This is a genomic window from Aeromonas sp. s2 (genome assembly GCF_040907935.1).
Lineage (GTDB): Bacteria > Pseudomonadota > Gammaproteobacteria > Enterobacterales > Aeromonadaceae > Aeromonas > Aeromonas dhakensis.
In genome coordinates this window covers 26,163-51,802 of record NZ_JBFOCR010000020.1, presented here as the reverse complement: position 1 = coordinate 51,802, position 25,640 = coordinate 26,163, and the positions used below count along the sequence as shown (strand labels likewise).

General features: G+C 60.4%; 24 protein-coding genes. 21 read left to right on the top strand and 3 right to left on the bottom strand.

All coding sequences use genetic code 11. From position 1 onward, the window contains the following. A complete protein-coding gene (locus AB5Y81_RS15960; protein ID WP_279485426.1) occupies positions 1-852 on the bottom strand; it encodes a hypothetical protein in 852 nt (283 codons plus the stop codon). A gap of 176 nt (positions 853-1,028) precedes the next feature. Between AB5Y81_RS15960 and AB5Y81_RS15955 the strand changes: the two genes are divergently transcribed. Continuing rightward, complete coding sequence (locus AB5Y81_RS15955; protein ID WP_279485427.1) at positions 1,029-1,805, top strand: BPSS1780 family membrane protein; 777 nt, start codon at positions 1,029-1,031, stop codon at positions 1,803-1,805. A gap of 61 nt (positions 1,806-1,866) precedes the next feature. Here the strand turns inward: AB5Y81_RS15955 and AB5Y81_RS15950 are convergent, their stop codons facing one another. Continuing rightward, positions 1,867-2,766 carry a LysR family transcriptional regulator gene (locus AB5Y81_RS15950; protein ID WP_279485428.1) on the bottom strand — a complete coding sequence of 300 codons (900 nt, stop codon included), beginning with the start codon at positions 2,764-2,766 and terminating at the stop codon, positions 1,867-1,869. A gap of 127 nt (positions 2,767-2,893) precedes the next feature. Here AB5Y81_RS15950 and AB5Y81_RS15945 point away from each other — a divergent pair, with 127 nt between their 5' ends. From AB5Y81_RS15945 to oxyR, 4 genes are all read left to right on the top strand, one after another. Next, the gene (locus AB5Y81_RS15945; protein ID WP_017778962.1) at positions 2,894-3,754 is read left to right on the top strand and encodes a Vmh family MBL fold metallo-hydrolase; all 861 of its coding nucleotides are present in this window, start codon (positions 2,894-2,896) and stop codon (positions 3,752-3,754) included. A 79-nt stretch (positions 3,755-3,833) separates the two neighbouring features. Continuing rightward, a complete protein-coding gene (locus tag AB5Y81_RS15940) occupies positions 3,834-4,469 on the top strand; it encodes a DsbA family protein (protein ID WP_019839665.1) in 636 nt (211 codons plus the stop codon). Between the two features lie 218 nt (positions 4,470-4,687). Continuing rightward, the gene (locus AB5Y81_RS15935) at positions 4,688-6,328 is read left to right on the top strand and encodes a methyl-accepting chemotaxis protein (protein ID WP_017764994.1); all 1,641 of its coding nucleotides are present in this window, start codon (positions 4,688-4,690) and stop codon (positions 6,326-6,328) included. Between the two features lie 152 nt (positions 6,329-6,480). Beyond that, the gene (gene oxyR / locus AB5Y81_RS15930) at positions 6,481-7,377 is read left to right on the top strand and encodes a DNA-binding transcriptional regulator OxyR (RefSeq protein WP_010633192.1); all 897 of its coding nucleotides are present in this window, start codon (positions 6,481-6,483) and stop codon (positions 7,375-7,377) included. Between the two features lie 69 nt (positions 7,378-7,446). On the opposite strand, the gene AB5Y81_RS15925 is transcribed toward oxyR, so the two are convergent. Then, positions 7,447-9,936, bottom strand: a complete 2,490-nt coding sequence (locus AB5Y81_RS15925) for a penicillin-binding protein 1A (RefSeq protein WP_010633193.1) — start codon at positions 9,934-9,936, stop codon at positions 7,447-7,449. 287 nt (positions 9,937-10,223) lie between these two features. Between AB5Y81_RS15925 and tapM the strand changes: the two genes are divergently transcribed. The 16 genes from tapM (at position 10,224) to astA (ending at position 25,604) form a co-directional block, all read left to right on the top strand. Then, on the top strand, positions 10,224-11,294 hold the full coding sequence (tapM, locus tag AB5Y81_RS15920) for a PilM family type IVa pilus assembly protein TapM (protein ID WP_017787953.1): 1,071 nt from the start codon (positions 10,224-10,226) through the stop codon (positions 11,292-11,294). Next, positions 11,282-11,860, top strand: a complete 579-nt coding sequence (gene tapN, locus AB5Y81_RS15915) for a PilN family type IV pilus biogenesis protein TapN (protein ID WP_017778957.1) — start codon at positions 11,282-11,284, stop codon at positions 11,858-11,860. Before tapM ends, tapN begins: the two co-directional genes overlap by 13 nt. Next, positions 11,857-12,456: a PilO family type IV pilus biogenesis protein TapO gene (tapO, locus tag AB5Y81_RS15910; protein WP_005298374.1), complete on the top strand. Its 600-nt coding sequence runs from the start codon at positions 11,857-11,859 to the stop codon at positions 12,454-12,456. Before tapN ends, tapO begins: the two co-directional genes overlap by 4 nt. After that, entirely contained in the window at positions 12,453-12,983 is a 531-nt protein-coding gene (locus tag AB5Y81_RS15905) for a pilus assembly protein PilP (protein ID WP_005298376.1), read from the top strand. The genes tapO and AB5Y81_RS15905 overlap by 4 nt, the downstream gene beginning before the upstream one ends. 16 nt (positions 12,984-12,999) lie before the next feature. Continuing rightward, positions 13,000-15,201: a type IV pilus secretin PilQ gene (locus AB5Y81_RS15900; protein WP_201891794.1), complete on the top strand. Its 2,202-nt coding sequence runs from the start codon at positions 13,000-13,002 to the stop codon at positions 15,199-15,201. Between the two features lie 191 nt (positions 15,202-15,392). Beyond that, entirely contained in the window at positions 15,393-15,911 is a 519-nt protein-coding gene (aroK, locus tag AB5Y81_RS15895; protein ID WP_005298388.1) for a shikimate kinase AroK, read from the top strand. A gap of 14 nt (positions 15,912-15,925) precedes the next feature. Then, positions 15,926-17,008 (top strand): 3-dehydroquinate synthase, encoded by a 1,083-nt coding sequence (aroB, locus tag AB5Y81_RS15890; protein WP_017781611.1) that lies wholly within the window; start codon positions 15,926-15,928, stop codon positions 17,006-17,008. Further along, the gene (locus tag AB5Y81_RS15885; RefSeq protein ID WP_279485429.1) at positions 16,998-18,605 is read left to right on the top strand and encodes an SPOR domain-containing protein; all 1,608 of its coding nucleotides are present in this window, start codon (positions 16,998-17,000) and stop codon (positions 18,603-18,605) included. The genes aroB and AB5Y81_RS15885 overlap by 11 nt, the downstream gene beginning before the upstream one ends. A gap of 70 nt (positions 18,606-18,675) precedes the next feature. Then, a complete protein-coding gene (locus tag AB5Y81_RS15880; protein ID WP_017765003.1) occupies positions 18,676-19,548 on the top strand; it encodes a Dam family site-specific DNA-(adenine-N6)-methyltransferase in 873 nt (290 codons plus the stop codon). 150 nt (positions 19,549-19,698) lie between these two features. Further along, positions 19,699-20,373 carry a ribulose-phosphate 3-epimerase gene (gene rpe, locus AB5Y81_RS15875; protein ID WP_010633199.1) on the top strand — a complete coding sequence of 225 codons (675 nt, stop codon included), beginning with the start codon at positions 19,699-19,701 and terminating at the stop codon, positions 20,371-20,373. After that, on the top strand, positions 20,360-21,028 hold the full coding sequence (locus tag AB5Y81_RS15870; RefSeq protein WP_017765004.1) for a phosphoglycolate phosphatase: 669 nt from the start codon (positions 20,360-20,362) through the stop codon (positions 21,026-21,028). The genes rpe and AB5Y81_RS15870 overlap by 14 nt, the downstream gene beginning before the upstream one ends. A 39-nt stretch (positions 21,029-21,067) precedes the next feature. Further along, a complete protein-coding gene (trpS, locus tag AB5Y81_RS15865) occupies positions 21,068-22,072 on the top strand; it encodes a tryptophan--tRNA ligase (RefSeq protein ID WP_005298400.1) in 1,005 nt (334 codons plus the stop codon). 124 nt (positions 22,073-22,196) lie between these two features. Next, positions 22,197-22,412, top strand: coding sequence for a hypothetical protein (locus AB5Y81_RS15860; protein ID WP_005298403.1), 216 nt, complete (start codon positions 22,197-22,199; stop codon positions 22,410-22,412). Positions 22,413-22,432: 20 nt separating this feature from the next. Further along, positions 22,433-23,014, top strand: a complete 582-nt coding sequence (locus tag AB5Y81_RS15855; RefSeq protein ID WP_201881671.1) for an aminodeoxychorismate synthase component II — start codon at positions 22,433-22,435, stop codon at positions 23,012-23,014. A gap of 277 nt (positions 23,015-23,291) precedes the next feature. Next, positions 23,292-24,509, top strand: a complete 1,218-nt coding sequence (locus AB5Y81_RS15850) for an aspartate aminotransferase family protein (RefSeq protein ID WP_010633203.1) — start codon at positions 23,292-23,294, stop codon at positions 24,507-24,509. Positions 24,510-24,584: 75 nt separating this feature from the next. Continuing rightward, complete coding sequence (astA, locus tag AB5Y81_RS15845) at positions 24,585-25,604, top strand: arginine N-succinyltransferase (protein WP_005298408.1); 1,020 nt, start codon at positions 24,585-24,587, stop codon at positions 25,602-25,604. Positions 25,605-25,640: the final 36 nt, after the last annotated feature.

Genomic DNA, 25,640 nt, shown 5'->3' with positions numbered 1-25,640 from the left:
TCAGGAGGCTGGCTGGAAGCGCTGGTAGATGGCCTCCATCTGGACCGAGACCTCCTGGCGCACCAGATCCAGCTCCAGCATGTCTTGCAGCACCTTGAGCTGATCCGGGCTCAGGAAGCCGCGGCTGCTCTCCAGTACCCGCTGGGTATAGGCGCGCTGGTTCTCCAGATAGGTGCCGGCATCACCGCTCTCCTGCTGGGCCAGCTGCTGGTTCGCCTCGCTCAACAGGCGCGTCAGGGATTGGCGCTGGGCCGGTGCCAGCAGCTCGCCGCGCTCCGCCAGGCGGCCCTGGATCTCCAACAGGCGGTTGGTGTCGCCCGAGTAGATCTCCTGCTCGAGCCGGGTGCGGGTATCCTCCCCCAGCAGGTTGCTGAGGTTGCTCCAGATGCGCTGGCTCTCCTGCTCATAGGCGTCAGGATGATCGAAGCCGAGGCGATAGAGCTCGCGCAGCTGCTCCTGCACCTGGCCGCGCACGTCCTCCACGATGTCGAGCCGATCGAAGACGGTGGTGAGCTGGCTGCCCTGCTCGGCGTCATAGAGCCGTTCGATCAGCACGGACCCTTCGCTCGACTGGCTCCACTGGCTGATGGCGGCTTCCAGTTCGGGGTTGGGGGGGAGCGACTCCTGGGTGGGCGCAGGCTCGCTCTGGGGGCCCTTGCCGGGCAGCTTGGCCAGCAGGTTCTGCCCCGGGTTCTGGCTGCTGCTCTGGGAAGCTGACGCGTCGCACTGGGCTGCGCGGGCGGTGCCGGCTGCGTCGGACTCCGGCTGGGCGGCGGTGTGGTCGGCTTGCCACTGCCAGAGGTTGAGCAACAGGGAGGCCAGCAGCAGCGGCGTCAGGTGAGATGTACGCATTTTGGATTCTCTTGAATAAGTGAACGCCCCTTGCTGAGGGGTCTCTTATGATAACCGTAACGTCTGATACAAGCAGCCATGACGTGCATCTGCGGTGTCGATGGCGGCCCGCCATTGAGTCGGGGGCCCCATGGCTCTAGAATCGGCAACCAGCCGTTTTCATCCGAGGAACTGTTATGAATGGATTGTCCCCCCTGCGCACAGCACCCGCCCGTCACCCCATAGGGCGTGGCTGGGTCTGGGTGCGGTCCGGCTTCGATATCTTCAACAAGGGGATGGGGGCCAGCGTCGGCATGGTTCTCGTCTGGTTTGCGGTCGGTCTGCTGCTGGAACGCCTGCCGGCGGGCAGCCTCATCTCCCAGCTGCTCTACATGGTCTGGGGCGCCGGCTGGGTGGCGGTGGCCCACCACGGCTATGAAGGCAACCCGCTGCGCTTCGCCGACTTTTTCTCTGGTTTTCGCCACAAGCTGACGCCGCTGATGCTGGGAGGGCTGCTGGTGCTGGCCCTGTTCAGCCTGATCGGTCTCATCTGCCTGGGGCTGCTCTCCATGTGGGGGCTTACCTCCCTGCTGACCCAGGATCCCGAATCCCTGGTGGTCACGGCGGCCCAGGCCCAGGGGCTGCTGCTCTGCCTGCTGCTGGGGCTGGCGCTGCTGATCCCGGTGCTGATGGCCATCACCTTCGCCCCCGCGCTCATCTATTTCCACGACGTGGGGATCCTGCAGGCGGCCAAGCTCAGCTTCAAAGGCTGCCTGACCAACATGTGGCCCTTCCTCTGGTGGGGCATAGTCGCCGCCATCCTGATGCTGTTTGGTGCGGCGCTGATGCTGGTGGGGCTGCTGGTGGTGATCCCGGCCCTCAACTACTCCATCTATGTGGCATATCGGGAGATCTTCCTGGATGTGGCGCGGGAGACGCCGGCCGATGCCCCGCTGAGCGGTTTCGAAGCCTGAGTGCGGCCAGCATCTGGCATATTGAACGAAAGGGGCCTGACGGCCCCTTTTTCATGCCGGTTTAATCGCGCCACATGGGGTCGGCGGCCATGCGTTCCACCATAAAGTCGAGGAAGCTGCGCAACAGCGGTGACATCTGCTTGCGGGTGCCATAGACGGCGTAGACGCCGAGCTGCTTGGGCTGCCACTGCTCCAGCAGCGGCACCAGGGTGCCGGTCTCGAGATGGGGCTGGGCGGAATAGCGGGGCTGCAGGCTGATGCCGGCACCTTCCAGGGTCGCCTCCAGCAACAGGTTGGAGATGTTGGCGCTGAGGTTGCCGCTGACCGGCACAGATTCAGGCCCGTCCGGCCCCTGAAATTCCCACAGGCTCTTGCCGAAATAGGTGTAGGTGAGGCAGTTGTGCAGGGCGAGCTCCTGCACCTTGTGTGGCGTCGGGTGCCTGGTCAGATAGGCCGGGCTGGCACAGACCACGGAGTGGCAGGTGCCGAGCCGGCGGGCCACCAGGTTGGGATCGAGATCATTGGTGATGCGGATGGCGAGATCGATCCGCTCCTCCACCAGGTTGACGGTCCGGTCCAGCAGCAGGATATCGATGGCGGTGCCAGCATAGCGCGCCAGGTAGTCGTTGGCGGCCCCCACCAGCAGGGCTTCCGAGAGCGAATAGCTGCTGGTGATGCGCAGCTGCCCCTTGGGCGCCTCGTCGCCGCGCACGGCGATCTGCTCCATCTCTTCCCCCAGCGCCAGCATGGCCCGGGCCCGGTTCAACGCCTCTTCCCCTGGGCCGGTCAGGCTCAGCCGGCGAGTGGTGCGGTGCAGCAGCCGTGCCCCCATCCACTGCTCCAGCTCCGCCAGATAGCGGGTTACCATGGCGCGCGACATCTCCAGTTTCTCCCCGGCGCCGCTCAGGCTGCCCTGTTCGACTACGCTGACAAAGACCCGCAATGCGGTCAGTCGATCCATGTTCAGGCTCTCTATATGCTCGATTAATGCAACAGTGATGCGCTCATTATGCTGTATTTGTACCGAAAGTGATCCAATAAACTGTGTCCATCTGATGAACCCCTGATGACTTGATGAGGAATACCCGATGAACAATACCCTGATCCGCAATCTGACCCTGGCTACCACCCTGCTGAGCGGTGCCGCCATGGCTGCCCCGCTGACCGTAACCGTCTACAACCCTGGCGAGAAGGCCATCTTCCCGGTCTCCTCTTCCTTGGTGGCTGGTGACAAGGAGGCGATCCTGATCGATGCCCAGTTCGACGTGCAAAACGGTCAGGCACTGGTCGACATGATCAAGAAGAGCGGCAAGAAACTGACCACCGTCTATATCAGTGCCGGTGACCCCGACTTCTACTTCGGTCTGGAACCTGTCATGGCCGCGTTCCCCGACGTCAAGGTACTGGCCGACCAGCATGTGGTTGACCACATCAACCAGACCAAGGATGCCAAGCTGAGCTACTGGAGCCCCATTCTGGGCAAGGGTGCACCCAAGAGCCTGACCGTGCCGCAAGTGATGACGGCCAGCCACCTGACCCTGGATGGCGAGAAGATCGAGATCAAGGAGATGAACACCCCGAATGCTTACCTGTGGGCACCGTCCATCAAGACGGCGTTTGGTGGTGTGCCGGTCTACAGCGGCGTACATGTGTGGATGGCTGACAGCCAGACCAAGGCCGCTCGCAGCAACTGGGTCAAGGCGCTGAACAATCTGCTGGCGCTGAAGCCCGAGCGCGTGGTGCCGGGTCACTTCCTGGGGACTGCGCCCAAGGGTACCGAAGCCGTGACCTTCACCCGTGACTACGTAGAGCGTTTTGAGCAGGAGCTGGCCAAGGCCAAGAACTCCGGGCAGCTGATTGAAGCGTTGAAGAAGGCTTACCCGTCCCTGCCGGTCGACGATGGTCTGGCCATCGGTGCCAAGGTCAACACCGGCGAGATGAAGTGGTAACCCCCTGACGCCTACTTCCCTGTGTTTTTTACCGGGCCCGAGGGCCCGGTTTTTTTAGCCGAATGAACGAGTGAATGATATGAACGAAACGACTCTGCATTATGTATACGACCCCCTCTGTGGCTGGTGCTACGGCGCCGCCCCGCTGTTGAAGGCTGCGGCTGCCATCCCGGAACTGCGCATCGAGCTGCACGCCGGTGGTCTCTGGCTTGGCGGGCGCAGGCAGGCGATGGGCCAGGCCCTGCGTGATTACGTCCGTCCCCATGACGAGCGGATCCAGGCGCTGACCGGCCAGCCTTTCGGCGAGCGCTATTTCAACGAGCTGCTGCTGCGCGATGGGCTGCTGCTGGATTCGGAGCAACCGATCCGCGCCATCCTGGCGGTGACATCCCTGGGGGGCAATGGGTTGGTGATGCTGCACCGCATCCAGCAATCCCACTATCGCGATGGCATCTGGATCGGTTCTCTCGAGCATCTGACCAGCCTGGCGGCGGAGCAGGGCATTGCGCAGGAGGCCTTTGGGCAGGCGTATCAGGCGGTTGAGATGGCAAGCCATCTGGCGGACAGCCAGGTCTGGATGCGTCGTCTCGGCGGGCAGGGTTACCCGACTCTGGGGCTGGTGCAGGGGGACAAGGTAACGCCCTTGTCAGCGTCCTCTTTCCTAGGCGAGCCCCAGGCATTTGCCCGCCATATCCAGCAGCTGATGGGGCGCTGAGAGGGGAATTGGTATCCTGCCGAAGATAATCTTGGCCGGATGAGTCCTGAGTGGATTTTCCTGCCTGGGCGGCCCTCATGCTATCCCCGTGAAGGGCGATATATTGAGCCGCGGATAGTATGAAAATCATCCGCTTGCAATCATCGCGCTATGCTCTATGGGGATAGCCCGGACGTTCAATGTCAGGGGCTTGCGTCTAGCCGCCAAGGATACCAATCATGTTCAAAAATATGTCTATAGGTCAGAAGTTGAGCGCCGGTTTTGCGGTGTTGGCATTATTGGTGCTGGTCATCGCCGGATTTGGGATCTCCAGGCTCTCCTACCTGAATGCGAACACTCAGCTTATTGTCAATAACCTGGTGCCTTCCATTCGCTATGCCAGCCAAATGCACGTTGCGCTGCTGGATGCGCGTCGAGCCGAGCTGGCCATGGTCATTGCGTTGACCAACAATGACCAGGCGGATATCGCCAAACGAAACGACAGTTTCTCGGATGCCAAGGCTCGCTTTCTAAAAGCGTTGTCGGATTATGGCCGTTTGGCTTTCAACGACGCAGAAGAAGAGCAAACCTATCGTGCCTTGCAACCAGCAGGAGAGGCCTATTTCAGCGCCCATGATCAGCTGTATCAAGCGGTCATGAACAACGAAGGCGCCAAGATTGGCGAGTATCGGGATGGCATTACCCGCACTACGTTGGACCAGACCACTCAGCTCACAATGACGTTGCGCGAAATTAACGACCGCATTGGTAGTGCCATGCATACCAGCAGTGAGCAATCATATGAGTCAGCCAAACTGCTCAGCATAGCGATTGGACTCGTGACGCTGCTTTTCGTGGTGTTGGTGGCTTGGTATCTGACTCAACAAATCAAGCGCCCGGTCAACGCGTTGCTGGAGGTGGTTGGTAAAGTGTCGGGAGGTGATCTGGCGACCCATCTTGACACCAGCCAGTTCAACAATGACGAACTGGGTCAACTGGCCAAGGGCTTTGGCGAGATGCAGAAAAACTTGCGCAATCTGGTCAGTGAAGTCTCCGGATCCGTGGTGCAACTGAGCTCTGCGGCCGAGGAGATCAGCGCGGTTGCCCGTCAGTCCGCCAACAACATGAACAGCCAGCAGCACGAGCTGAACCAGCTGGCCACCGCCATGAACGAGATGCAGGCGACGGTGCAGGAGGTGTCCCGCAACACCAGCGATGCCGCCAGTGCCGCCAGCGCCGCCAGCAGCACCGCCGAGCTGGGGGCCCGTACCGTCAACGACTCCATCAAGCGCATTGAGCAGGTGGCCGGTGCCATCGAGAGCACCGCAGTGGTGATTCATCAGTTAGGTGACGACAGCCGCAACATCGGCATGGTGCTGGAGGTCATTCGCGGGATCGCCGAGCAGACCAACCTGCTGGCACTGAACGCCGCCATCGAAGCGGCCCGGGCTGGGGAACAGGGGCGCGGTTTTGCGGTGGTGGCTGATGAGGTGCGCACCCTGGCGAAACGGACCCAGGACTCCACCTCCCAGATCAACACCATCATTGCCGAGCTGCAGCAGCGGGCCGAGCAGGCCGGCACCACCATGCAGCAAAGTCAGGACATGATGAACTCCACCGTCAGTACGGCGCGTGAGGCGGGGGCGTCCATCTCCGAGATCAGCGGCTCGGTGGAGAGCATCTCCCACATGAACATCCAGATTGCGACCGCCACCGAAGAGCAGGGGGCGGTGAGTGAAGAGCTCAACCGCAACGTGGTCAATATCAGCCATGCCTCGGAAGAGGTGGCGGCCGGGGCAACCCAGATGGCGCAGGCCTGCAACGACCTGAACCATCTGGCCACCCAGCTGCAGGAGCTGGTACGCCGCTTCCGGGTGTGATGAGGCGACGCTGACCCGACGGGCCCGGATCCAGGATCCGGGCCCGTTTTATTTATCCCCTGTGCATGGTCTGTCCAATCTCACCATCCCTTGTCCCTCCCGCCGTTCTTGGGCATGCTAATGGCCCCATTGGTTGGCAGGATTCTGGATGTATGAACCTTCGCGATCTCGAGTATTTGGTGGCGCTGGAAGAGGAGAAGCACTTTCGCAAGGCGGCGGAGCGCTGTTTCGTCAGTCAGCCGACCCTGAGCGGCCAGCTGCGCAAGCTGGAGGATGAGCTGGGGGTGATCCTGATCGAGCGCACCTCCCGCAAGGTGCTGTTTACCCCGGCTGGCGATGCCATGGCCCAGCAGGCTCGCAAGGTGCTCAAAGAGGTGCGCGAACTCAAGAGCATAGGCCAGCACTTTGCCGAACCCATGTCCGGCGAGATCCACATCGGCTTCATTCCCACCGTCGGCCCCTATCTGTTGCCCCACATCATCCAGGATCTGCGCGAACATTTTCCCAAGCTGGAGTTCTACCTCTATGAAGAGCAGACCCAGGTGCTGCTCAAACGGCTGGAAGAGGGGGAGCTGGACTGCCTGATCCTGGCCGAACTGGAGGGGATGGAAGGGTTTGGCTCCATCCCTCTCTATCAGGAGCCCATGTGGCTGGCGGTGCCCCAGCAGCATCCGGAGGCGAAGGCCAAGGCGGTGCCGCTCAGCAATCTCAAGGGCAAGAAGCTGCTGATGCTGGCCGATGGCCACTGTCTGCGGGATCAGGCGATGGGCTTCTGTTTTGCCGCCGGCATCGGCGAGGATCAGCGTTTCAAGGGCACCAGCCTGGAGACGCTGCGCAACATGGTGGCGGCCGGCAGCGGCATGACGCTGGTACCCAGGCTCGCTGTGCCAGCCAATACCGAGGAGGGGGGCGTGAGCTACCGGCCGGTGATCGATCCGGTGCCAGGGCGTACCATAGCGCTGCTCTATCGCCACTACTCGGTGCGCCGGCCCTGCTTCAACGAGCTGGCCGCCCGCATCTCGAGCCTGATGAAAAGCTTGCTCGGCTGACGACAACGCATTCGTGTTCACCAAAAGAAAACCGGCGCCTTGGCGCCGGTTTTTGTCTGCTGCGGTTGCTTAGAAGATATCGTCGGTGGAGACGGGGCCGTCAGTGTCCGAGCCATCGCCGCCATAGACCTGATTGCCATCCGAGCTCTGGGTGGCGAAGCGGGTCGGTTCGGTGCCTTCCTTGAAGAACTCGTCCGTGCTGCTGCCATCGGTGCGGTTGGTCAGCAGGCCGGTTTCACGGTCGATGCGCACCGTGATGATCCCTTCCGGCACCGGCATCTTGCGCTCGGGGATCTGCTTGAGCGCCGTCTTCATGAAGTCGATCCAGATGGGCTGTGCGGCGCCGCCGCCAAACTCGGCCCGGCCCAGGCCACGCTGGTGGTTGTCAAAACCGATCCAGGAGGTGGCGACCAGGTTCGGGGTATAGCCGGAGAACCAGGCATCGCGCGACTCGTTGGTGGTCCCGGTCTTGCCCGATATATCGTGGCGCTTGAGATCGCGAGCCGCCCGCCAGCCGGTGCCGCGCCAGCCATTGCCGCCCCAGATGGCGGTGGTCAGGGTATCGGTGACCAGGAAGGCACTCTGGGCACTGATGGTCTGCGGCGCCATATTGTTGGGCACGACGGGATCGATGGGGCACTGGGCTTTCCAGTCGGGGGCCGTATTGGCATAGGCATCCGCGCTGTCTAGACCGGCAGCGGCCAGTACGCCGCAATCGCGGCAGGCGGCGGCCGGGTTGGCCTGATAGAGAGGCGCGCCGAAGCTGTCGGTCACCTCGGTAATGAAGTAGGGGGTGACCTGGAAGCCGCCGTTGGCCAGCACCGAATAGCCGCGCACCACTTCCAGCGGGGTGAACTCGGCAGCGCCCAGTGCCAGCGATTCGTTGGGCGAGATGGTGTCGCGGGCAAAGCCGAAGCGGGTGAGGCCGTCGATATAGGTATCCAGCCCGATGGCACGCATCAGCCGCACCGACATCACGTTCTTCGACTTGGCAAGACCAAGGCGCAGCGGTGTGGGGCCGTCATAGATAGCCGGGGAGTTCTTGGGCTGCCACATGGGACCCTTGGAGGGATCCCACTGGTTGATCGGCGCATCGTTGATGAGCGAGGCCAGGGTATAGCCCTGCTCCAGTGCGGTAGCATAAAGGAAAGGCTTGATGTTGGAGCCTATCTGGCGACGTGCCTGATCGACCCGGTTGAACTTGGACAGCTCGAAGCTGAAGCCGCCGACCAGCGCCTCGATGGCGCCATCCTGCGGATTCATGGCCACCAGGGCGGCGTTGACCTCGGGGATCTGGGAGAGCAGCAGCTCTTCACCCTTCTCTCGTACCCAGATCTGGGCGCCCACCTTGAGTACGTCACGTGCCGATTTCGGGGCAAAACTCTGGCGATCGTCAGTGATGAAAGAACGAGCCCACTTGATGCCGTTCCAGCCAAGCTCGGCCTGTTTGCCGTTTTTCAGCACTATGGTCGCGCTCTTGTCACCCAGCTTGGTGACCACGGCTGCCATCAGCGGCTGATAGGTCGGCTGCTTGGCCAGATGGGCCATGATCTTGTCGTAATCCCAGTCGGCCTCGCCGCTTTTCCACAGCTGGGCGGTCACCCCCTTGTAGCCATGGCGGGTGTCATAGTCGAACACGCCGTCGAGCAGAGCCTGACGGGCAGCCCGCTGACGCTTGGCGGTGACCGTGGTGTAGACGTGCAGGCCCATGGTGTAGGCATCTTCCCCAAACTGCTCCACCATCTTCTGGCGAACCATCTCGCCGAGATAGGGGGCGTTGAGGGTGGTCTCTGCTCCGTGATAACGGGCCTTGATCGGCATCTTGGAGGCTTCGTCATACTGGGCCTGGGTGATCTTGCCGGTTTCCAGCATGCGACCCAGCACCACGTTGCGGCGGGCGAAGGCCCGTTCCGGCGAACGGATCGGGTTCAGCATGGAGGGGGCCTTGGGCAGACCGGCAATGATGGCGATCTCGTCCAGAGTAAGCTCTTTCACCTCCTTGCCAAAATAGACCTGGGCGGCGGCGCCGACCCCGAAGGCCCGATAGCCGAGCGGGATCTTGTTGAGGTAGAGCTGCAGTATCTCGTCCTTGGAGAGATTCTGCTCGATGCGCCAGGCCAGGAAGACCTCCTTGATCTTGCGCACCAGGGTCTTCTCGTTGCTCAGGAAGAAGTTGCGGGCAACCTGCTGGGTGATGGTACTGGCGCCCTGGCGTGCCTGGCCGGAGACGGCCCAGACGGTGGCAGCCCGCAGGATGCCGATGGGGTCGATGCCGGGGTGCTCGTAGAAGCGGGCATCTTCGGTGGCGAGCACCGCATCGATCATGGACTGGGGAATTTCATCCAGATGCAGGGGGATGCGACGAATTTCGCCAAATTGGGAGATCAATTCCCCATCCCGGCTGTACACCTTCATCGGGGTGGCCAGCTTGACGTCGCGCAGTGCGGTCACATCCGGCAACTGGGGCTTGATGTAGAAGTAGATACCGATGAGGCTGGCAACACCCAGCACAGCACCCAGCATCATGACAATAAACAGGCGTACGAGCCATTTCAGCATGGAAGAACTACCAATCGTCTTAAAATTAGCCAACGGGCGCAGAGTATAGCCCTTTTGCCTTCGTGAATTCGAGGTTTTCCTGACGACGGTCCGGCTCCTCGAGAAGAGGCGGGAGGTTAGCACTCTGCGACTCAATAACCAAGGGGAGGAGGGCGCGGCTCGGAAAGCGAGTTGCATCACTTTTCGGCATAAACTTTATGACATTGATAGATAGAGCATTTAGGATGAGTTAAGCCATCATCTTCTGATTAGCTGTCCTACAATCAATCCTAAAACCCATATAACGCATGGATGTGTATATGTTTGGGCTATTCAACAAGGGTTCTCTGCTTCCACTGGCAGGCATTGATTTTGGAAGTCAGACCATCAAGGCCGTGACCATCACCGGCCGTCCCGGCAAGCTGCACCTCGAATCCGTGGCGGAGGTTGCCACCCCCAAAGGCACCCTGGTCGATTATCAGCTGCAGGATATCGAGCGGGTCGGCCAGTCTCTCAAGGGCCTCAAGCGCCTCATCTCGGGCAGCAGCCAGTATGTGGCTACTGCCGTTACCGGTTCCAACGTGATCACCAAGGTCATTCAGGTGGATGCCAGCCTGAGTGAAAGCGAGCTGGAAAATCAGGTCCAGCTTGAGGCTGAACAACTCATTCCTTTCCCCCTCGATGAAGTGAGCCTGGATTTCGAGATCCTGGGCAAGGTCGCCGATCAGGAGCGCCAGGAGGTGCTGCTGAGCGCGGCCCGCACCGAGAGCGTGAATGGTCGGGTCACCGCGCTGGCGGAAGCCGACATGACCACCAAGGTGGTGGATGTCGGGGCACACGCCTTGGGGCGGGCGGTACTCGCCTGTCTGCCTGAGCTGCAGGAGTGGGACAAACCGGTCGGTGTCATCGACATCGGCGCCAGCGCCATGACATTTGCCGCGCTGGTGAAGGGGGAGGTGATCTACTCCCGCTTGCAGAACTTCGGTGGCGACCAATACAGCCAGGCACTGGCCTCTTTCTACAGCCTCTCTCTGGATGATGCCGAGCAGGCCAAGCTGCAGGGCAAGTTGCCGATCGATCACGAGCTGGATGTGTTGCTGCCCCACATGAATGCGTTGCTGCAGCAGGTGCGGCGCAACGTCCAGCTGTTTTGCAGCTCTTCCGGCCACCGGGAGCTTTCCAAACTGGTGTTGAGCGGAGGGGGCAGCCTGCTGCCCGGGTTGGCGGCTCAGATTGGCAACGAGCTCAGCTGCGAGGTGTTGCATCCCGATCCCTTTACCCTGTTCGGCAAACCCAAGGGAGAGGTCGCTGCCCATGGTGCCAAGTACATGACGGCGCTGGGTCTGGCATTGAGGAGCTTCACGCCATGTCAAATATAAACCTCTTGCCCTGGCGCGAGGCCAGGGCCCAGCGGCAGAAGAAGCAATTCGGGGTCATGCTAGGCATCTTCATGGCCATCACGGCTTCACTTGGCTTTGCCGCCGACTGGCTGGTGGAGCAGCAGATAGGCCATCAGCAGCAACGCAACCAGCGTTTGCTGCAGGAGATGACCATCCTCGATGCCCAGCTTGGCGAGATCCGCCTGCTCAAGGAGCGGCGCAAGGAGTTGATCGATCGCATGCAATTGATCGAACACCTGCAGATGCGTCGCAATCTGCCGGTTCGCCTGTTCAACCAGCTGCCTTCGTTGGTACCCAATGGGGTGTATCTCAACACGTTGGCTCTGCAGGACAACCGGATCGACGTGAACGGCAAGACCGAAGCCTATGGCAGGGTGGCCAGCATGATGCGTCGCATCGATGGTTCCGGCTGGCTGGGGCAGTCGCAGATCAGCACCATCTTTGCGGCTGACGTGGTACCAGTTTCGCTCAGCCAGTTTTCCATGATGTTCCAGGTCGCCGTGGCGGCTGGAGCCAGCCTCGACATGGCTAAGGGGCAGAAATGAACCTGCAACAGCTCAACGAACTGGATTTCAACAACATCGCCAGCTGGCCCAAACTGGCCAAGGGGATCTTCATCCTGTTCTTCTGTGCCCTGCTTGGGGGCGCCATCTATTACTACGTGATTGCCAAGTCGCTGACTCTGTTGACCCAGGAAACCGACAAGGAGGCGGAGCTCAAGTCACAGTTTGAGAGCAAGGCGATGCTGGCCGCCAATCTCGGTGCCTACAAGGCGCAGATGGTGCAGCTTGAACAACTGGTCGATACCCAGCTCAAACAGCTGCCCAATACTCATGAGGTGGCCGGGCTGCTGGATGACATCAGCTTCATCGCCACCGACAATGGCCTCAAGTTGAATCGCATCAACTGGGAGCCGGAGATCAAGCACGAGTTTTCCACCGAGCTGCCCATGCGAATAGAAGTGGTGGGTACCTATCATGAGATCGGCAAGTTCACGGCTGACATGGCGGCCTTGCCAAGGATCGTCATTCTGGAGTCGTTCACGCTGGGTCAGGGCAAGGAGCAGGATGACATGATCGCCATGTCGATGCTGGCCAAGACCTATAAATACAACGGCAAGACGGTGGAGCAGAAAAAATGAGGATACTCTGCGTTTTGTTGCCGGCATTGTTGCTGACGGCCTGCGGCGGTCAGGATGACATGGATAATTACGTGGCCGAGGTGAAGGCCAGAAAGCCGGTTCCCATTGAACCTCTTCCCGAAATAAAGCCCTTCTCTCCCATGGCTTATCATCTCAGTGACCAGCGCAGTCCCTTCATCGCTCCCCAGCCCGAGGCCAGCAGTGCCAAGACGGATGCCAAGGTGAAACCGGATTGCGCCCAGATTGTCGCCAACAGAGAGAAAGAGGTGCTGGAGAACTATTCACTGGCCAGCCTGAGCATGCAGGGTTCCCTTGGCAAGCAGGGGCAGCTCTGGGCCCTGATCAGAACGCCGGATGGTCAGTCCATCCGAGTGGGCCTCAACCAGCATATGGGGCTGGATCAGGGGCGGGTGATCAGGATCACTGACACTTATGTGGATTTGATTGAGACTATACCGGACGGCAAGGGATGCTGGGTTACTCGAGAAACCCAGCTGGGCATGGCCAATCTTGAAGCAAAACGATAATCAGGGATGAACTGCGATGAGAACAACAATAGGTAAGGCAACCAGAGTGGCCCTGCTGTTTTGCGTCGGTGCATGGGGCCAGGCCTGGGCGGTGGCCACCCTGCAGGAGGTCAAAGTCAATCCGCTGATGGCCGATCAACTGCTGCTGGAGCTGAGTTTCAGTGAACCGGTCAGCGGGTTTACCGATCGGCTATCCTATGAACCCAACCAGTTGCTGCTGCATGTGCCGGGGGCGGTGGGGGCACTCAACGTGAATCCCCTGCCCATCAAGCAGCAGGGGGTGGATAACATCAAGGTAGAGGGCAAGGGGGCGGGTCTCGATATCAAGATTGCGCTCGATCAACTGACTCCCTATCAGGTGCACCAGCAGGGCAACAAGCTGTTAGTTGCGTTGGGGGACAAGGCGGCCATGCCGCTGCCAACCACGACCTCTTCCTCCGGGATGGTGGCTCCCCAGCCGAATTCGTCCGCCCTTATCAATACCCCGCCGGCAACCTCGTCGGCATTGATCAACAGCCAGCAGCTTGCCCGCCAGAGTGCCCCGGTGGCGGCGCCGGTTGCCAGCAAACCTGTGTTGCCAACCCCGCAAACTTCGGCCAGTGGCGCTTACTTCAACTCCGTCAAAGGCGTGGATTTTCGACGTGGCAAGGACGGACAGGGGGAATTTCTGGTGACGCTGGATAACAGCTCTGCCGCCGTGGACGTCAGCAGCCGCGGTCAGACTGTGCTGGCCAAGTTTCACGGCACCCGGGTTCCGGACGACCTGCTCAATCTGATCAATGTGCAGGATTTTGCCACCCCTGTTTCTCAGGTTGAGGTGTTTCGCCAGGGCAATGACACCCTGTTCGAGCTGTCGGTCAATGGCCAGTTTGATTATCGCTACGACCAGGCAGACAAGATGTTCATCGTCGAGGTGAAAAAGCGCACCGCAGCGAGTGCCGGCAAGCAGTATCAGGGCAAACCCATCTCTCTCAATTTCCAGGATATTCCGGTCAGAACCGTGTTGCAGCTCATCGCGGATTTCAACAATCTCAACCTGGTGACCACGGACTCGGTGTCGGGCAACATCACCCTGCGGCTGGATGGGGTGCCCTGGGAGCAGGCCCTCGACATCATCTTGAAGGTGCGTGGACTCGACAAGCGGCTCGACAACAACATTCTGCTGGTTGCACCGGCAGAAGAGATTGCCGCCCGCGAGAAACAGCAGCTGGAGAGCCGCAATCAGGTTGCCGATCTGGCCCCGCTCTACACCGAATATCTGCAGATAAACTATGCCAAGGCATCCGAGGTGGCGGCGCTGCTCTCGTCTGAAAGCACCAAGCTGCTCTCTGCCAAGGGGGCGGTGAGCGTGGATGAGCGGACCAACGTGCTGGTAGTCAAGGACACCGCCGACGTCATCAGCAACATCAAGCGCATGCTGGATATTCTGGATATCCCGGTCAAGCAGGTGGTGATAGAAGCGCGCATGGTGACCATAGACGATGGTTTCGACGAGGCACTCGGGGTACGCTGGGGGGTGACCAAGAACGATGGTCACGGCAACAGTACCTCGGGCTCCATCGAGGGCAATGATGGTTCCGGCAACAACAACGGTGGCTCGACCATTACCCGCCCCGGGGTGGACGATCGGCTGAACGTCAACCTGCCGGTGACCAACGCCGCCGGTACCCTGGCCTTCCAGGTGGCGCGGCTGGCGAACGGCACCTTGCTGGATCTCGAGTTGTCGGCACTGGAGAAGGAGAGCAAGGCCGAGATCATCGCCAGTCCCCGGGTGACCACGGCCAACCAGAAGCCGGCGCTGATCGAACAGGGGACCGAGATACCCTATGTGGAATCCTCCTCCAGCGGGGCTACCTCGGTCACCTTCAAGAAGGCAGTGCTGAGTCTCAAAGTGACACCGCAGATCACCCCCGACAACAGGGTGATCCTGGATCTGACCGTGACCCAGGACACCAAGGGTGAAACCGTACCTACCGGTACCGGTGATGCCGTCTCCATCAACGCCCAGTCGATCACCACCCAGGTGCTGGTCAACAATGGCGAGACGCTGGTGCTGGGCGGTATCTATCAGCAGACCATTACAAACGATGTGACCAAGGTCCCCCTGCTGGGTGATATCCCGGGTCTGGGGGTGCTGTTTCGCAAGACGACCAGCGCGAACAAAAAGCGGGAGCTGCTGATTTTCGTGACACCGAAGATAGTCACCGAGACTTTCTGAAGACTTTACATGTGAAGGTAAAACACATATAACCTTACGCCCCAATGAGGCTGGGGCGTAAGGGCTGCGGTTGCCAGTCCTGATTTCTATTGAGATAATCCCCCTCCTGATCCATCGCAAGATAAGGTTCATAGGTACCCCGATCGAGAGTTTGTCGGGGTCGTACAGTTTGTAATTACTAACGAAAAGACATGGCTGAGAAACGCAATATTTTCCTGATAGGTCCCATGGGTGCGGGCAAGAGCACCATAGGTAGACATCTGGCAGAACAACTGCATATGGAGTTTTTCGACTCAGATCATGAGATTGAGCGCCGCAGTGGTGCCGATATCGGCTGGGTGTTCGATGTTGAAGGCGAAGAGGGTTTCCGGATCCGCGAAGAGAAGGTCATTGGTGACCTTTCCGAACAGCAGGGTATCGTGCTGGCAACGGGTGGCGGTGCCATCAAGAGCCGTGAAACACGCAACAAACTCTCTGCTCGCGGCATCGTGGTGTACCTCGAGACCACCATTGAGAAGCAGCTGGCCCGGACGCAACGTGACAAACGTCGCCCGCTGCTGCAAACCGAAGAGCCGCCGCGCGAGGTACTCGAGCGTCTGGCGCAAGAGCGCAACGCCCTGTACGAAGAAGTGGCTGACTTTGTCATCCAGACTGATGACCAGAGCGCAAAAGTTGTTGCCAATCAAATCGTCAAGTTGATCGGCATGTAATCAAGAGGACGTCCATGGAAAGGTTGAAGGTCGAACTGGGTGAACGCAGCTATCCCATCGAGATAGCGGCAGGTCTGTTGCAGCATGCAGAGGTGCTGACGCAAACCATCAAGGGCAAGCGGGTCATGATAGTGACCAACACCGTTGTCGCCCCCTTGTATCTTGAGCGCATTACCCAGCTGCTGTCCGGTTATCAGGTTGAACACCTGATCCTACCGGATGGCGAGGCCTACAAGAACTTGGCAACCTTCGAGCGGATCATGTCCGCTCTGCTGGAAACCAACCATGGCCGTGATACCACTCTGATCGCCCTGGGGGGCGGTGTGATAGGTGACGTGGTCGGCTTTGCTGCGGCAAGCTACCAGCGTGGCATTCCTTTCATTCAAGTGCCTACCACACTGCTCTCCCAGGTTGACTCCTCCGTCGGCGGCAAGACCGCCGTCAACCATCCTCTCGGCAAGAACATGATCGGGGCCTTCTATCAGCCCAGACACGTGGTCATCGACACCGAGTGCCTTCAGACCCTTCCTGCCCGTGAATTCGCCGCCGGCATGGCCGAGGTGATCAAGTACGGCATTATCTGGGATGTCGAATTCTTCTACTGGCTCGAAGCCAACATGTCCCGTCTGCAGGCGCAGGAGCCGGCCGCGCTGGCCTATGCCATCCGTCGCTGCTGCGAAATCAAGGCCGACGTAGTCGGTCAGGACGAGACCGAGCATGGCGTGCGTGCCCTGCTCAACCTGGGTCATACTTTCGGCCATGCCATCGAAGCCGAAAAAGGCTACGGCAACTGGCTGCACGGCGAAGCCGTGGCGGCGGGCACCATGCTGGCTGCCTGGACCGCACAGGCCCGTGGCGATGTGACCGAGCAGGACGTAGCCCGTATCCGGGCGCTGCTGCTGGCGGCCAATCTGCCGGTACAAGCCCCGCCCGAGATGGATTTTGCCGCCTTCATTCGCCACATGCGTCGCGACAAGAAGGTACTGGAAGGCAAGCTGCGTCTGGTGCTGCCGGTTGGCATCGGTCATGCCCAGGTAGTGGCCGATGTCTCCGATGCTGAACTGCTGGCGGTGATCGAGTCTGGTCGTGACAAATAAACTGCTGAAGCTTCCTTCCCAGCGGCAGCTGGTTGACCGGCTGCTGCATCTGATTGAATTCAATCACCCTTTCATTTTTCTTTCCGGCAAACCCGGTAGTGGTCGCGGCACCTTGTGTCAGGCCATGCTCGATAGCCTGCCTGAAAAAGTCCGCGTCGCCAGCCTGATCGGCAGTCCGGCCATGAAGATGGTGGACGTGCGTCAGCTGTTGCTGCCCCAGGTGGTGGCCCGCCCGCTGTTCAATCCACAGGATGCGCTGGCAGACAGCTTCTTTCGCATGCTGGAGGGCAAACCGGCCACATTGCTGCTGCTGATCGAACGGGCAGACGAGCTGCCTGCCGAACTGGTTGGCGAGCTGTGGAGCCTGTGCCGCCACAACGACACCCTGGCTGTGCCCCATCAGCTGGCGATCATGGTGTCCGGCAGTGACGTCTGGTGTCGCACCCAGAAGGCGTTGCTCAAAGGGCGTGCCATGCCGGCACTGGAGCTGGAAGTCGCGCCACTGAGCGCCCCCGAACAACGTATCTTCTTGTATGAGAAGGCCAAAGAGCTCAAGATCCCGACAGCCCTCTTGCCCAAGCCGAAAGTGGAAGAGATCCTGAAAGTGGCGAATGGACATCCGTCCACCATCATGCAGTTACTGGAGGATATCATGACCGACAGAAGGCCCAAGAAACGTCAGGCCGAGTTGCCCGTCAAGAAGATTGCGACCCTGCTGGCACTGGTTGCCGGCGGCCTGCTGGCGCTGAGTTATCTGCTGCCGGCCCTGTTCAGCAGTGACGAGAAAGGGGCCGTACCTGAACCCGTCCAGAGCACGGCGCTGCCGATCCCCGTGTCGGGTGGCGATCCGCTCACCGTCGGCGGCAGCAACAGCAGCCAGAACGGCACTCAGAGTGTGAACAATGATGGTGCCGCCATCAATCAGGGTGGTGTGGTTCGTGACTGGCAGCCCGATGCCAAGGCCTTGCCCAAGGCGGTGGAGAGCGACACGGTTACCACCGAATCGACCAACTACGAGGGGCGCCGGGTGGTGATCTCTGACGAGGTGGTCGAGAAGCTGATGAAGCAGCCCAACGTCAGCGGAGCCCTGCCCACGGCGGTGGTGGATGAGCTGACCGGTGCCGATTCCCGGGCGGCAGCCACCCAGGATGCGCCTGCCAAGCAGGCGGCCACACCCAATGCCACCGCCCAGGCTGCCCAGCCGGCAACAGCCGCCAAGGCCCAGCCCGCGCAGGTTACCAGCAAGCCGGTGGCCAAACCGGCTGCCGCCGAGCCGGTGGCGACTCCGGCGCCCAAGGTCGCGCTGACCCCTGCCGCCACCCTGAACAAGAAGCCGCGCAGCCACTACAGCATCCAGCTGATGGGGGCGAGCAACACCAAGGCGGTCGACAAGTTCGTGGCCGAGAATGGCCTTGCTGGCAAGATCTGGGTCTATCAGACCCAGTTCCGCGGCAGCCCTTGGTATGTGGTGCTGCAGGGGGACTACGCCAGCAGCAACCAGGCCAAGGCCGCCATTCGCAAGCTGTCGCCCGCCTTGCTGAAGGGTCAACCCTGGCCCAAGTCGTTTGCGCAGGTACAAAAAGAGTTGAAGCAATAGCCATTTTGGCCGGGAAGGGGGTAGAATCGTCCCCCTTTTTTGGTCGATGCCTTCTTAACACCGGATTTCCATGAAAAAAACACGCGCTTTTTTAAAATGGGCCGGGGGAAAATACTCCCTGGTTGAAGAGATTGCCGAGCGTTTGCCGGCCGGGCGTGTGTTGCTGGAGCCCTTCGTCGGGGCCGGGTCCGTGTTTCTCAACACCGACTACGACGCCTATGTGCTCAACGACATCAATCCGGATCTGATCGGGCTTTACAACCACCTCAAGCAGACGCCGGACAGCTTCATCGCCGAGGCGCGCAAGCTGTTCGTGGCCGAGCACAACCACAAGGCCGCCTACTACCGGCTACGTACCCAGTTCAATCAGGCTGATACCAGTTTCGAACGTGCTCTGCTGTTCCTGTTTCTGAACCGGCACGGTTTCAACGGCCTGTGCCGTTACAACAAGAAAGGGGGCTTCAACGTCCCGTTCGGTTCCTACAAGAAGCCCTATTTCCCGGAAAAAGAGCTGTGGGCCTTCGCCGAGAAGGCGCAGAAGGCGACCTTCATCTGTGAAAGTTATGCTGACGCCATCCAGCGCGCCGAAGAGGATTGGGTGATCTATTGCGATCCGCCCTATGCGCCGCTTTCCACCACTGCAAGCTTCACCACCTATTCGGCCGGCGGCTTTACCCTGGACGATCAGGCCGTGCTGGCCAGGCTGGCCCGTCACACCGCGGCCCGCAAAGGGGTGCCCGTGCTCATCAGCAACCACGACATCGAGCTGACCCGCGAACTCTATCGCGGCGCCCGCCTCGACGAGATCCTGGTCAAGCGCACCATCAGCCGCAACGGTGGCACCCGCAATAAGGTAGCCGAGCTGCTGGCGCTCTATCCGCCCGGCATCGAGCCGGAGCAGGGATACTACCCGAGCGACGCCGAACTGGCGCCACTCGGCTGAGACAGACGGCACCTTGGGTGCCGTTTTTTTATATCTCCCACGGGTGATGATGGCATTCGCTTTTTCCATACCGTGTGCGGGTCGTTTTCGGCGCTCGTTTGCGGTAAAATTGCGCCGCTTTTTCTGCCACGCTGCCAATGGATGACGCTGATGAAAGACTTTCTGATTGCCCCCTCGATCCTCTCCGCCGACTTTGCCCGTCTGGGGGACGATGTCGCCAAGGTGCTGGCCGCCGGTGCCGACGTGGTCCATTTCGACGTGATGGACAATCATTATGTGCCCAACCTGACCATAGGCCCCATGGTCTGTCAGGCCCTGCGTGACTACGGTATCGAAGCCCCCATCGACGTGCACCTGATGGTCAAGCCGGTGGATCGCATCATTCCCGACTTTGCCAAGGCCGGCGCCTCCCTCATCACCTTCCACCCGGAAGCGTCCGACCACGTCGACCGCTCCCTGGGCCTCATCAAGGAGCAGGGCTGCCAGGCCGGTCTGGTGCTGAACCCGGCCACCCCGCTCACCTGCCTGGAATACGTGATGGACAAGCTGGACGTGATCCTGCTGATGTCGGTCAACCCGGGCTTCGGCGGCCAGAGCTTCATCCCTGGCACCCTCGACAAGCTGCGCCAGGTGCGTCGCCTGATCGACGAGAGCGGCCGCGACATCCGTCTCGAGATCGACGGCGGGGTCAAGGTGGAAAACATCCGTGAAATTGCCCAGGCGGGTGCCGACATGTTCGTGGCCGGGTCTGCCATCTTCAGCCGTCCGGACTACAAGGCGGTGATCGACGAGATGCGGGCGGAGCTCTCTCATGTCAAACGCTGAACGTGATTTTGACCTGGTGCTGTTCGATCTGGACGGCACCCTGATCGACAGCGCCCCGCAACTGGCGTTGGCGGTCAACCGTACGCTGACCGAACTCGGGCTGGCCGAGGCCGACGAGGCCGTGGTACGGACCTGGGTCGGCAACGGTGCCGACAAGCTGATCCAGCGGGCGCTGGACTATCGCGCGGCGCCCGAGCTGTTTGCCGGCGCCCGTCCGCTGTTTGACCGTCACTATCAGGCCTGCCTGCTGGAAGGGCTGGCCATGTATGACGGGGTTGAGCAGAGCCTGCGCCGCCTGCAGGCGCTGGGCTACCGGCAGGGAATCGTGACCAACAAGCCGAGCCACTTCGTGCAGCCGATCCTCGATGCCCTCGGCATCGCCGATTGCTTCGCGCTCTGGCTGGGGGGCAACTGCGTGCCGGTCAAGAAACCGAGCCCGGAACCGCTGCTGCTGGCCTGCCACGAGCTGGGCGTCAGCCCGTCGCGCACCCTGATGGTGGGCGACTCCGAAAATGACGTGCTGGCCGCCCAGGCTGCCGGCATGAAGGTGGTGGGGCTGACCTACGGCTACAACTATGGCCGTCCCATCGCAGATTCCCGCCCGGACTGGGTATGTGAACAGTTTGCCCAGCTCGACGCGCTGCTGGCCGAATAAGCTGGCCAGGCAGGCCGAATAACAAGGATCAACACTCTGATGACTAAACCTATCGTATTGAGCGGGGCCCAACCGTCGGGCCAGCTGACCATCGGCAACTACATGGGGGCCCTGCGTCAGTGGGTCAACATGCAGGATGACTTCGACTGCCTCTACTGCATCGTCGACTTGCACGCCATCACCACCCGCCAGGATCCGGCCGCCCTGCGCAAGGCCTGCCTGGACGCCGCCGCCCTCTATCTGGCGGTGGGGATCGATCCGGCCAAGAGCACCGTCTTCATCCAGTCCCACGTGCCGCAGCACGCGGAGCTTGGCTGGATCCTGAACTGCTACACCCAGATGGGCGAGCTGTCGCGCATGACCCAGTTCAAGGACAAGTCCGCCCGTTTCGAGAACAACGTCAACGTCGGCCTGTTCGGTTATCCGGTGCTGATGGCGGCCGACATTCTGCTCTATCAGGCCAATCAGGTGCCGGTGGGCAACGACCAGAAGCAGCACCTGGAGCTGACCCGCGACATCTGCACCCGCTTCAACAACCTCTACGGCGAGGTGTTCACCCTGCCGGAGCCCTTCATTCCGACCGAAGGCGCCCGGGTGATGAGCCTGCAGGATCCGACCAAGAAGATGTCCAAGTCGGATGACAACGAGGCCAACTTCATCGGCCTGCTGGAAGATCCCAAGCAGATCGTCAAGAAGATCAAGCGCGCGGTGACCGACTCCGACGAGCCGGCGGTGGTGCGTTTCGATCCGGAGAACAAGCCGGGGGTCTCCAACCTGCTGACCCTGATGTCCGGGGTGACAGGTCGCTCCATCCCCGAGCTGGAGCAGCATTTCGAAGGCAAGATGTACGGTCACCTCAAGACCGAAACCGCCGAGGCCGTGGTTGCCTTGCTGGAGCCGATCCAGGCGCGCTTCCACGAGCTGCGTCAGGATGAGGCTCATCTACAGGCCATTTTGGCGGCAGGTGCACAAAAGGCGCGGGAAAGGGCTGAAAAAACCCTGGCCAGCGTATATGATGTAGTCGGCTTCGTTCCTCGAGCCTGACATACTGGGAAGGTGTAGTAGAAGAGAGCTGGGTATTTGCCTGGCTTTCTTTGTTTTACCCGACCTGCTATTCGTTGTTTTCATCTTCCAATTTCAAACGCGGGCGTCTGCCCCAAGAGTTAGCATGTCTGTCGAATCAAATACCACGATTGAAGAGTTGGGTGACAAGGGTCACTGGCTGCGCAAGTTCCGCAAGGCCAAGAACCTGCATACCCTGCAACTGATGGTCTCCAACGCCATCGACAAGCACCACAAAATCCCCGCCATCGCCGCCGCCATCTACCTGGCCGAGTGCCAGCGCGAGCGCGAGATGGAGCAGGGTCGCTATCTGGATCGTTAATTCTCTGCCCTGGTTGACCCATGCTGTTGTTGATCGATAACTACGACTCCTTTACCTGGAATCTGGTGCAATATTTTGGCGCCCTGGGACAGGAGGTGGTGGTGAAGCGCAATGACGAGCTGACGCTGGACGCCATCGCCCGGCTCTCTCCCCGCTATCTGGTGATCTCTCCCGGCCCTTGCACGCCAAACGAGGCGGGCATCTCTCTTGCGGCCATCTCCCGTTTTGCCGGCCAGCTTCCCATCCTCGGCGTCTGTCTCGGCCACCAGTCCCTGGCGCAAGCCTTTGGCGCCCGGGTAGTGCGCGCCCGTCAGGTGATGCACGGCAAGACCTCGCTCATCTGCCATCGGGGGGAGGGAGTCTTCAAGGGGCTCAACGACCCGTTGAGGGTCACCCGCTACCATTCGCTCATCGTGGAGCGCGACACCCTGCCCGATTGTCTCGAGATCACCGCCTGGAGCGAACATGCCGACGGCAGCCCGGACGAGATCATGGGCCTGCGCCATAAGCAGTTGAATATAGAGGGGGTTCAGTTCCATCCGGAGAGCATTTTGAGCGAACAGGGCCATCAATTGCTGGCCAATTTTCTGGAAAATTCCTGACAAGTCGTGATCGGCCTCTCAAAATCGTGATGAGGCCAAAAATATTTTCCCTGACACTTTATTCACCTGCCTACCTGTCCAAATTATCTCTTGCCAACACCCCCTGAGCCGTTATGCAATGCGGTTGCCTAAAATCTCACGGGCAATCGAACATTGTTCCCTGTAACGCGCTTTGTTGCAGACTTTTAGCTTTTTTTCTGTGACAATGCCGATGTGTTTACATGGATTTAACTTTTGGGCGGTGGATTATTCTGTCGCCAGATCGAAGGAGAGCAATATGTCAGAGTTGTTGGCAGTGACACGTGAAGTGTTTGATGAAGTGATGGTTCCCAACTATGCACCCGCCAAGATCATCCCGGTGCGTGGTGAAGGGTCACGTGTCTGGGATCAGGAAGGCCGTGAGTATGTGGACTTCGCCGGCGGGATCGCCGTCAACGGCCTGGGCCATTGCCATCCCAAGCTGGTAGAGGCCCTGAAAACCCAGGGCGAGAAGCTGTGGCACCTCTCCAACGTGATGACCAACGAGCCGGCCCTGCGCCTGGCCAAGAAGCTGGTCGCCGCCACCTTCGCCGACAAGGTCTATTTCTGCAACTCCGGTGCCGAAGCCAACGAAGCCGCCCTCAAGCTGGCCCGTCGCTACGCCATCGAGAAGTTTGGCGCCCACAAGACCCAGATCATCGCCTTCCATCAGGGTTTCCACGGTCGTACCTTCTTTACCGTCAGCGTCGGCGGCCAGGCTGCCTACTCCGATGGTTTCGGTCCCAAGCCCGCTGACATCACCCACGTGGCTTACAACGATCTGGCCGCACTGGCCGAGGTCATCTCCGACAATACCTGCGCCGTGGTGATGGAGCCGCTGCAGGGCGAGGGTGGCATCATTCGTCCCACCGACGAGTTTGCCAAAGGGGTGCGCGAGCTGTGCGACAAACACAACGCCCTGCTGATCTATGACGAAGTGCAATCTGGCGTCGGCCGTACCGGCGATCTGTTTGCCTACATGGGTCTGGGTGTCACGCCGGACATCCTCACCAGCGCCAAGGCACTGGGCGGTGGCTTCCCCATCGGCGCCATGCTGACCACCACCGAGATCGCCTCCCACCTGAAAGTGGGTACTCACGGCTCCACCTACGGCGGCAACCCGTTGGCCTGTGCGGTGGCCGAGGCGGTAATCGACGTGATCAACACCCCGGAAGTGCTGAGCGGCATCAAGCAGCGCGAGCAGCTGTTCCGCGAAGGGCTGGAAGCCATCAACGCCAAGTACCACTGCTTCAGCGAAGTGCGCGGCAAGGGGCTGCTGCTGGGCGCCGTGCTGAACGACGACTACAAGGGACGTTCCCGCGACTTCCTGCTGGCCTCCATCGATCAGGGCCTGATGGCGCTGGTTGCCGGCACCAACGTGGTGCGCTTCGCGCCGTCCCTGGTTATTCCGGAAGCGGACATCAAGGAAGGGCTGGCCCGGTTCGAGAAAGCGGTTGCCCAGGTGGTTAACGCCTGATCCAAATTGAGGTGGGGAACCCGCCCGGCAGGAGCCGGGCCCCCACCTGTCGTCAATGAAAGGGAGTTGTCATTTATGTTGGTTATCCGTCCCATCGAGCAAAAAGATTTTGCCGGTCTCAAGACCTGTGCCATCGAATCCGGCACCGGCATGACCTCGTTGCCCGTCAACGATGAACTGCTGCAGCGCAAGATAGACGCCTCCACCCAGACCTTTTCGGACAAGCCTGCGGGCAAGGGTGACTGCCTCTATTTCTTCGTCGCCGAGGATCTGGAGACCGGCGAAATGGTCGGTACCTGCGCCATCGATGCGGCCGTGGGCCTGTCCCAGCCGTTCTACAACTATCACATCGGCAAGGTGGTGCACTCTTCCCCCAAGCTCGGCATCTACAACGTGGTGGAGACGCTCACCCTCTCCAACGACTACACCGGCAATTCCGAGCTCTGCACCCTGTTTCTGCGCGAATGCGCCCGCGAGGGGCTCAACGGCCGTCTGCTCTCCAAGCACCGCTTTCTGTTCATGGCCGAACACCCCGAGCTGTTTGACGAAACCGTCTTCGCCGAGATGCGCGGCGTCTCCGATGGCGATGGTCACAGCCCCTTCTACGAGTGGCTGCAAAAGCATTTCTTCTCGATGGATTTTCCCACCGTCGACTATCTCACCGGTATCGGCAAGAAGCGTTTCATCGCCGAGCTGATGCCCAAGTACCCCATCTACGTCAATCTGCTGAGCAACGAGGCGCGCGCCGTCATCGGTCAGACCCACGAGAAGACCCGCCCGGCCATCAAGATGCTGCAGGACGAAGGATTCGTGAATCGCGGCTATGTCGACATCTTCGATGCCGGCCCCACCGTCGAGTGCGACGTGAAGAACATTCGCAGCGTGCGCCGCAGCCAGAAGCTGCGGGTACTGGTGGGCGAGCCCATCGGCGGCAAGACCCACCTGATCTGCAACACCCGCTACGAGCACTACCGCGCCTGCTACGGCAACATCCGGGTCGATCTCGACAAGCACGAGGCCATCATTCCGCCCAAGATGGCGGCGGCGCTCAAGGTGCAGGATGGCGACATGGTGCGTGCCGTCGATCTCGACTGATCCGGCTGGCGACGAAACCGAATATGAAACAGGCAG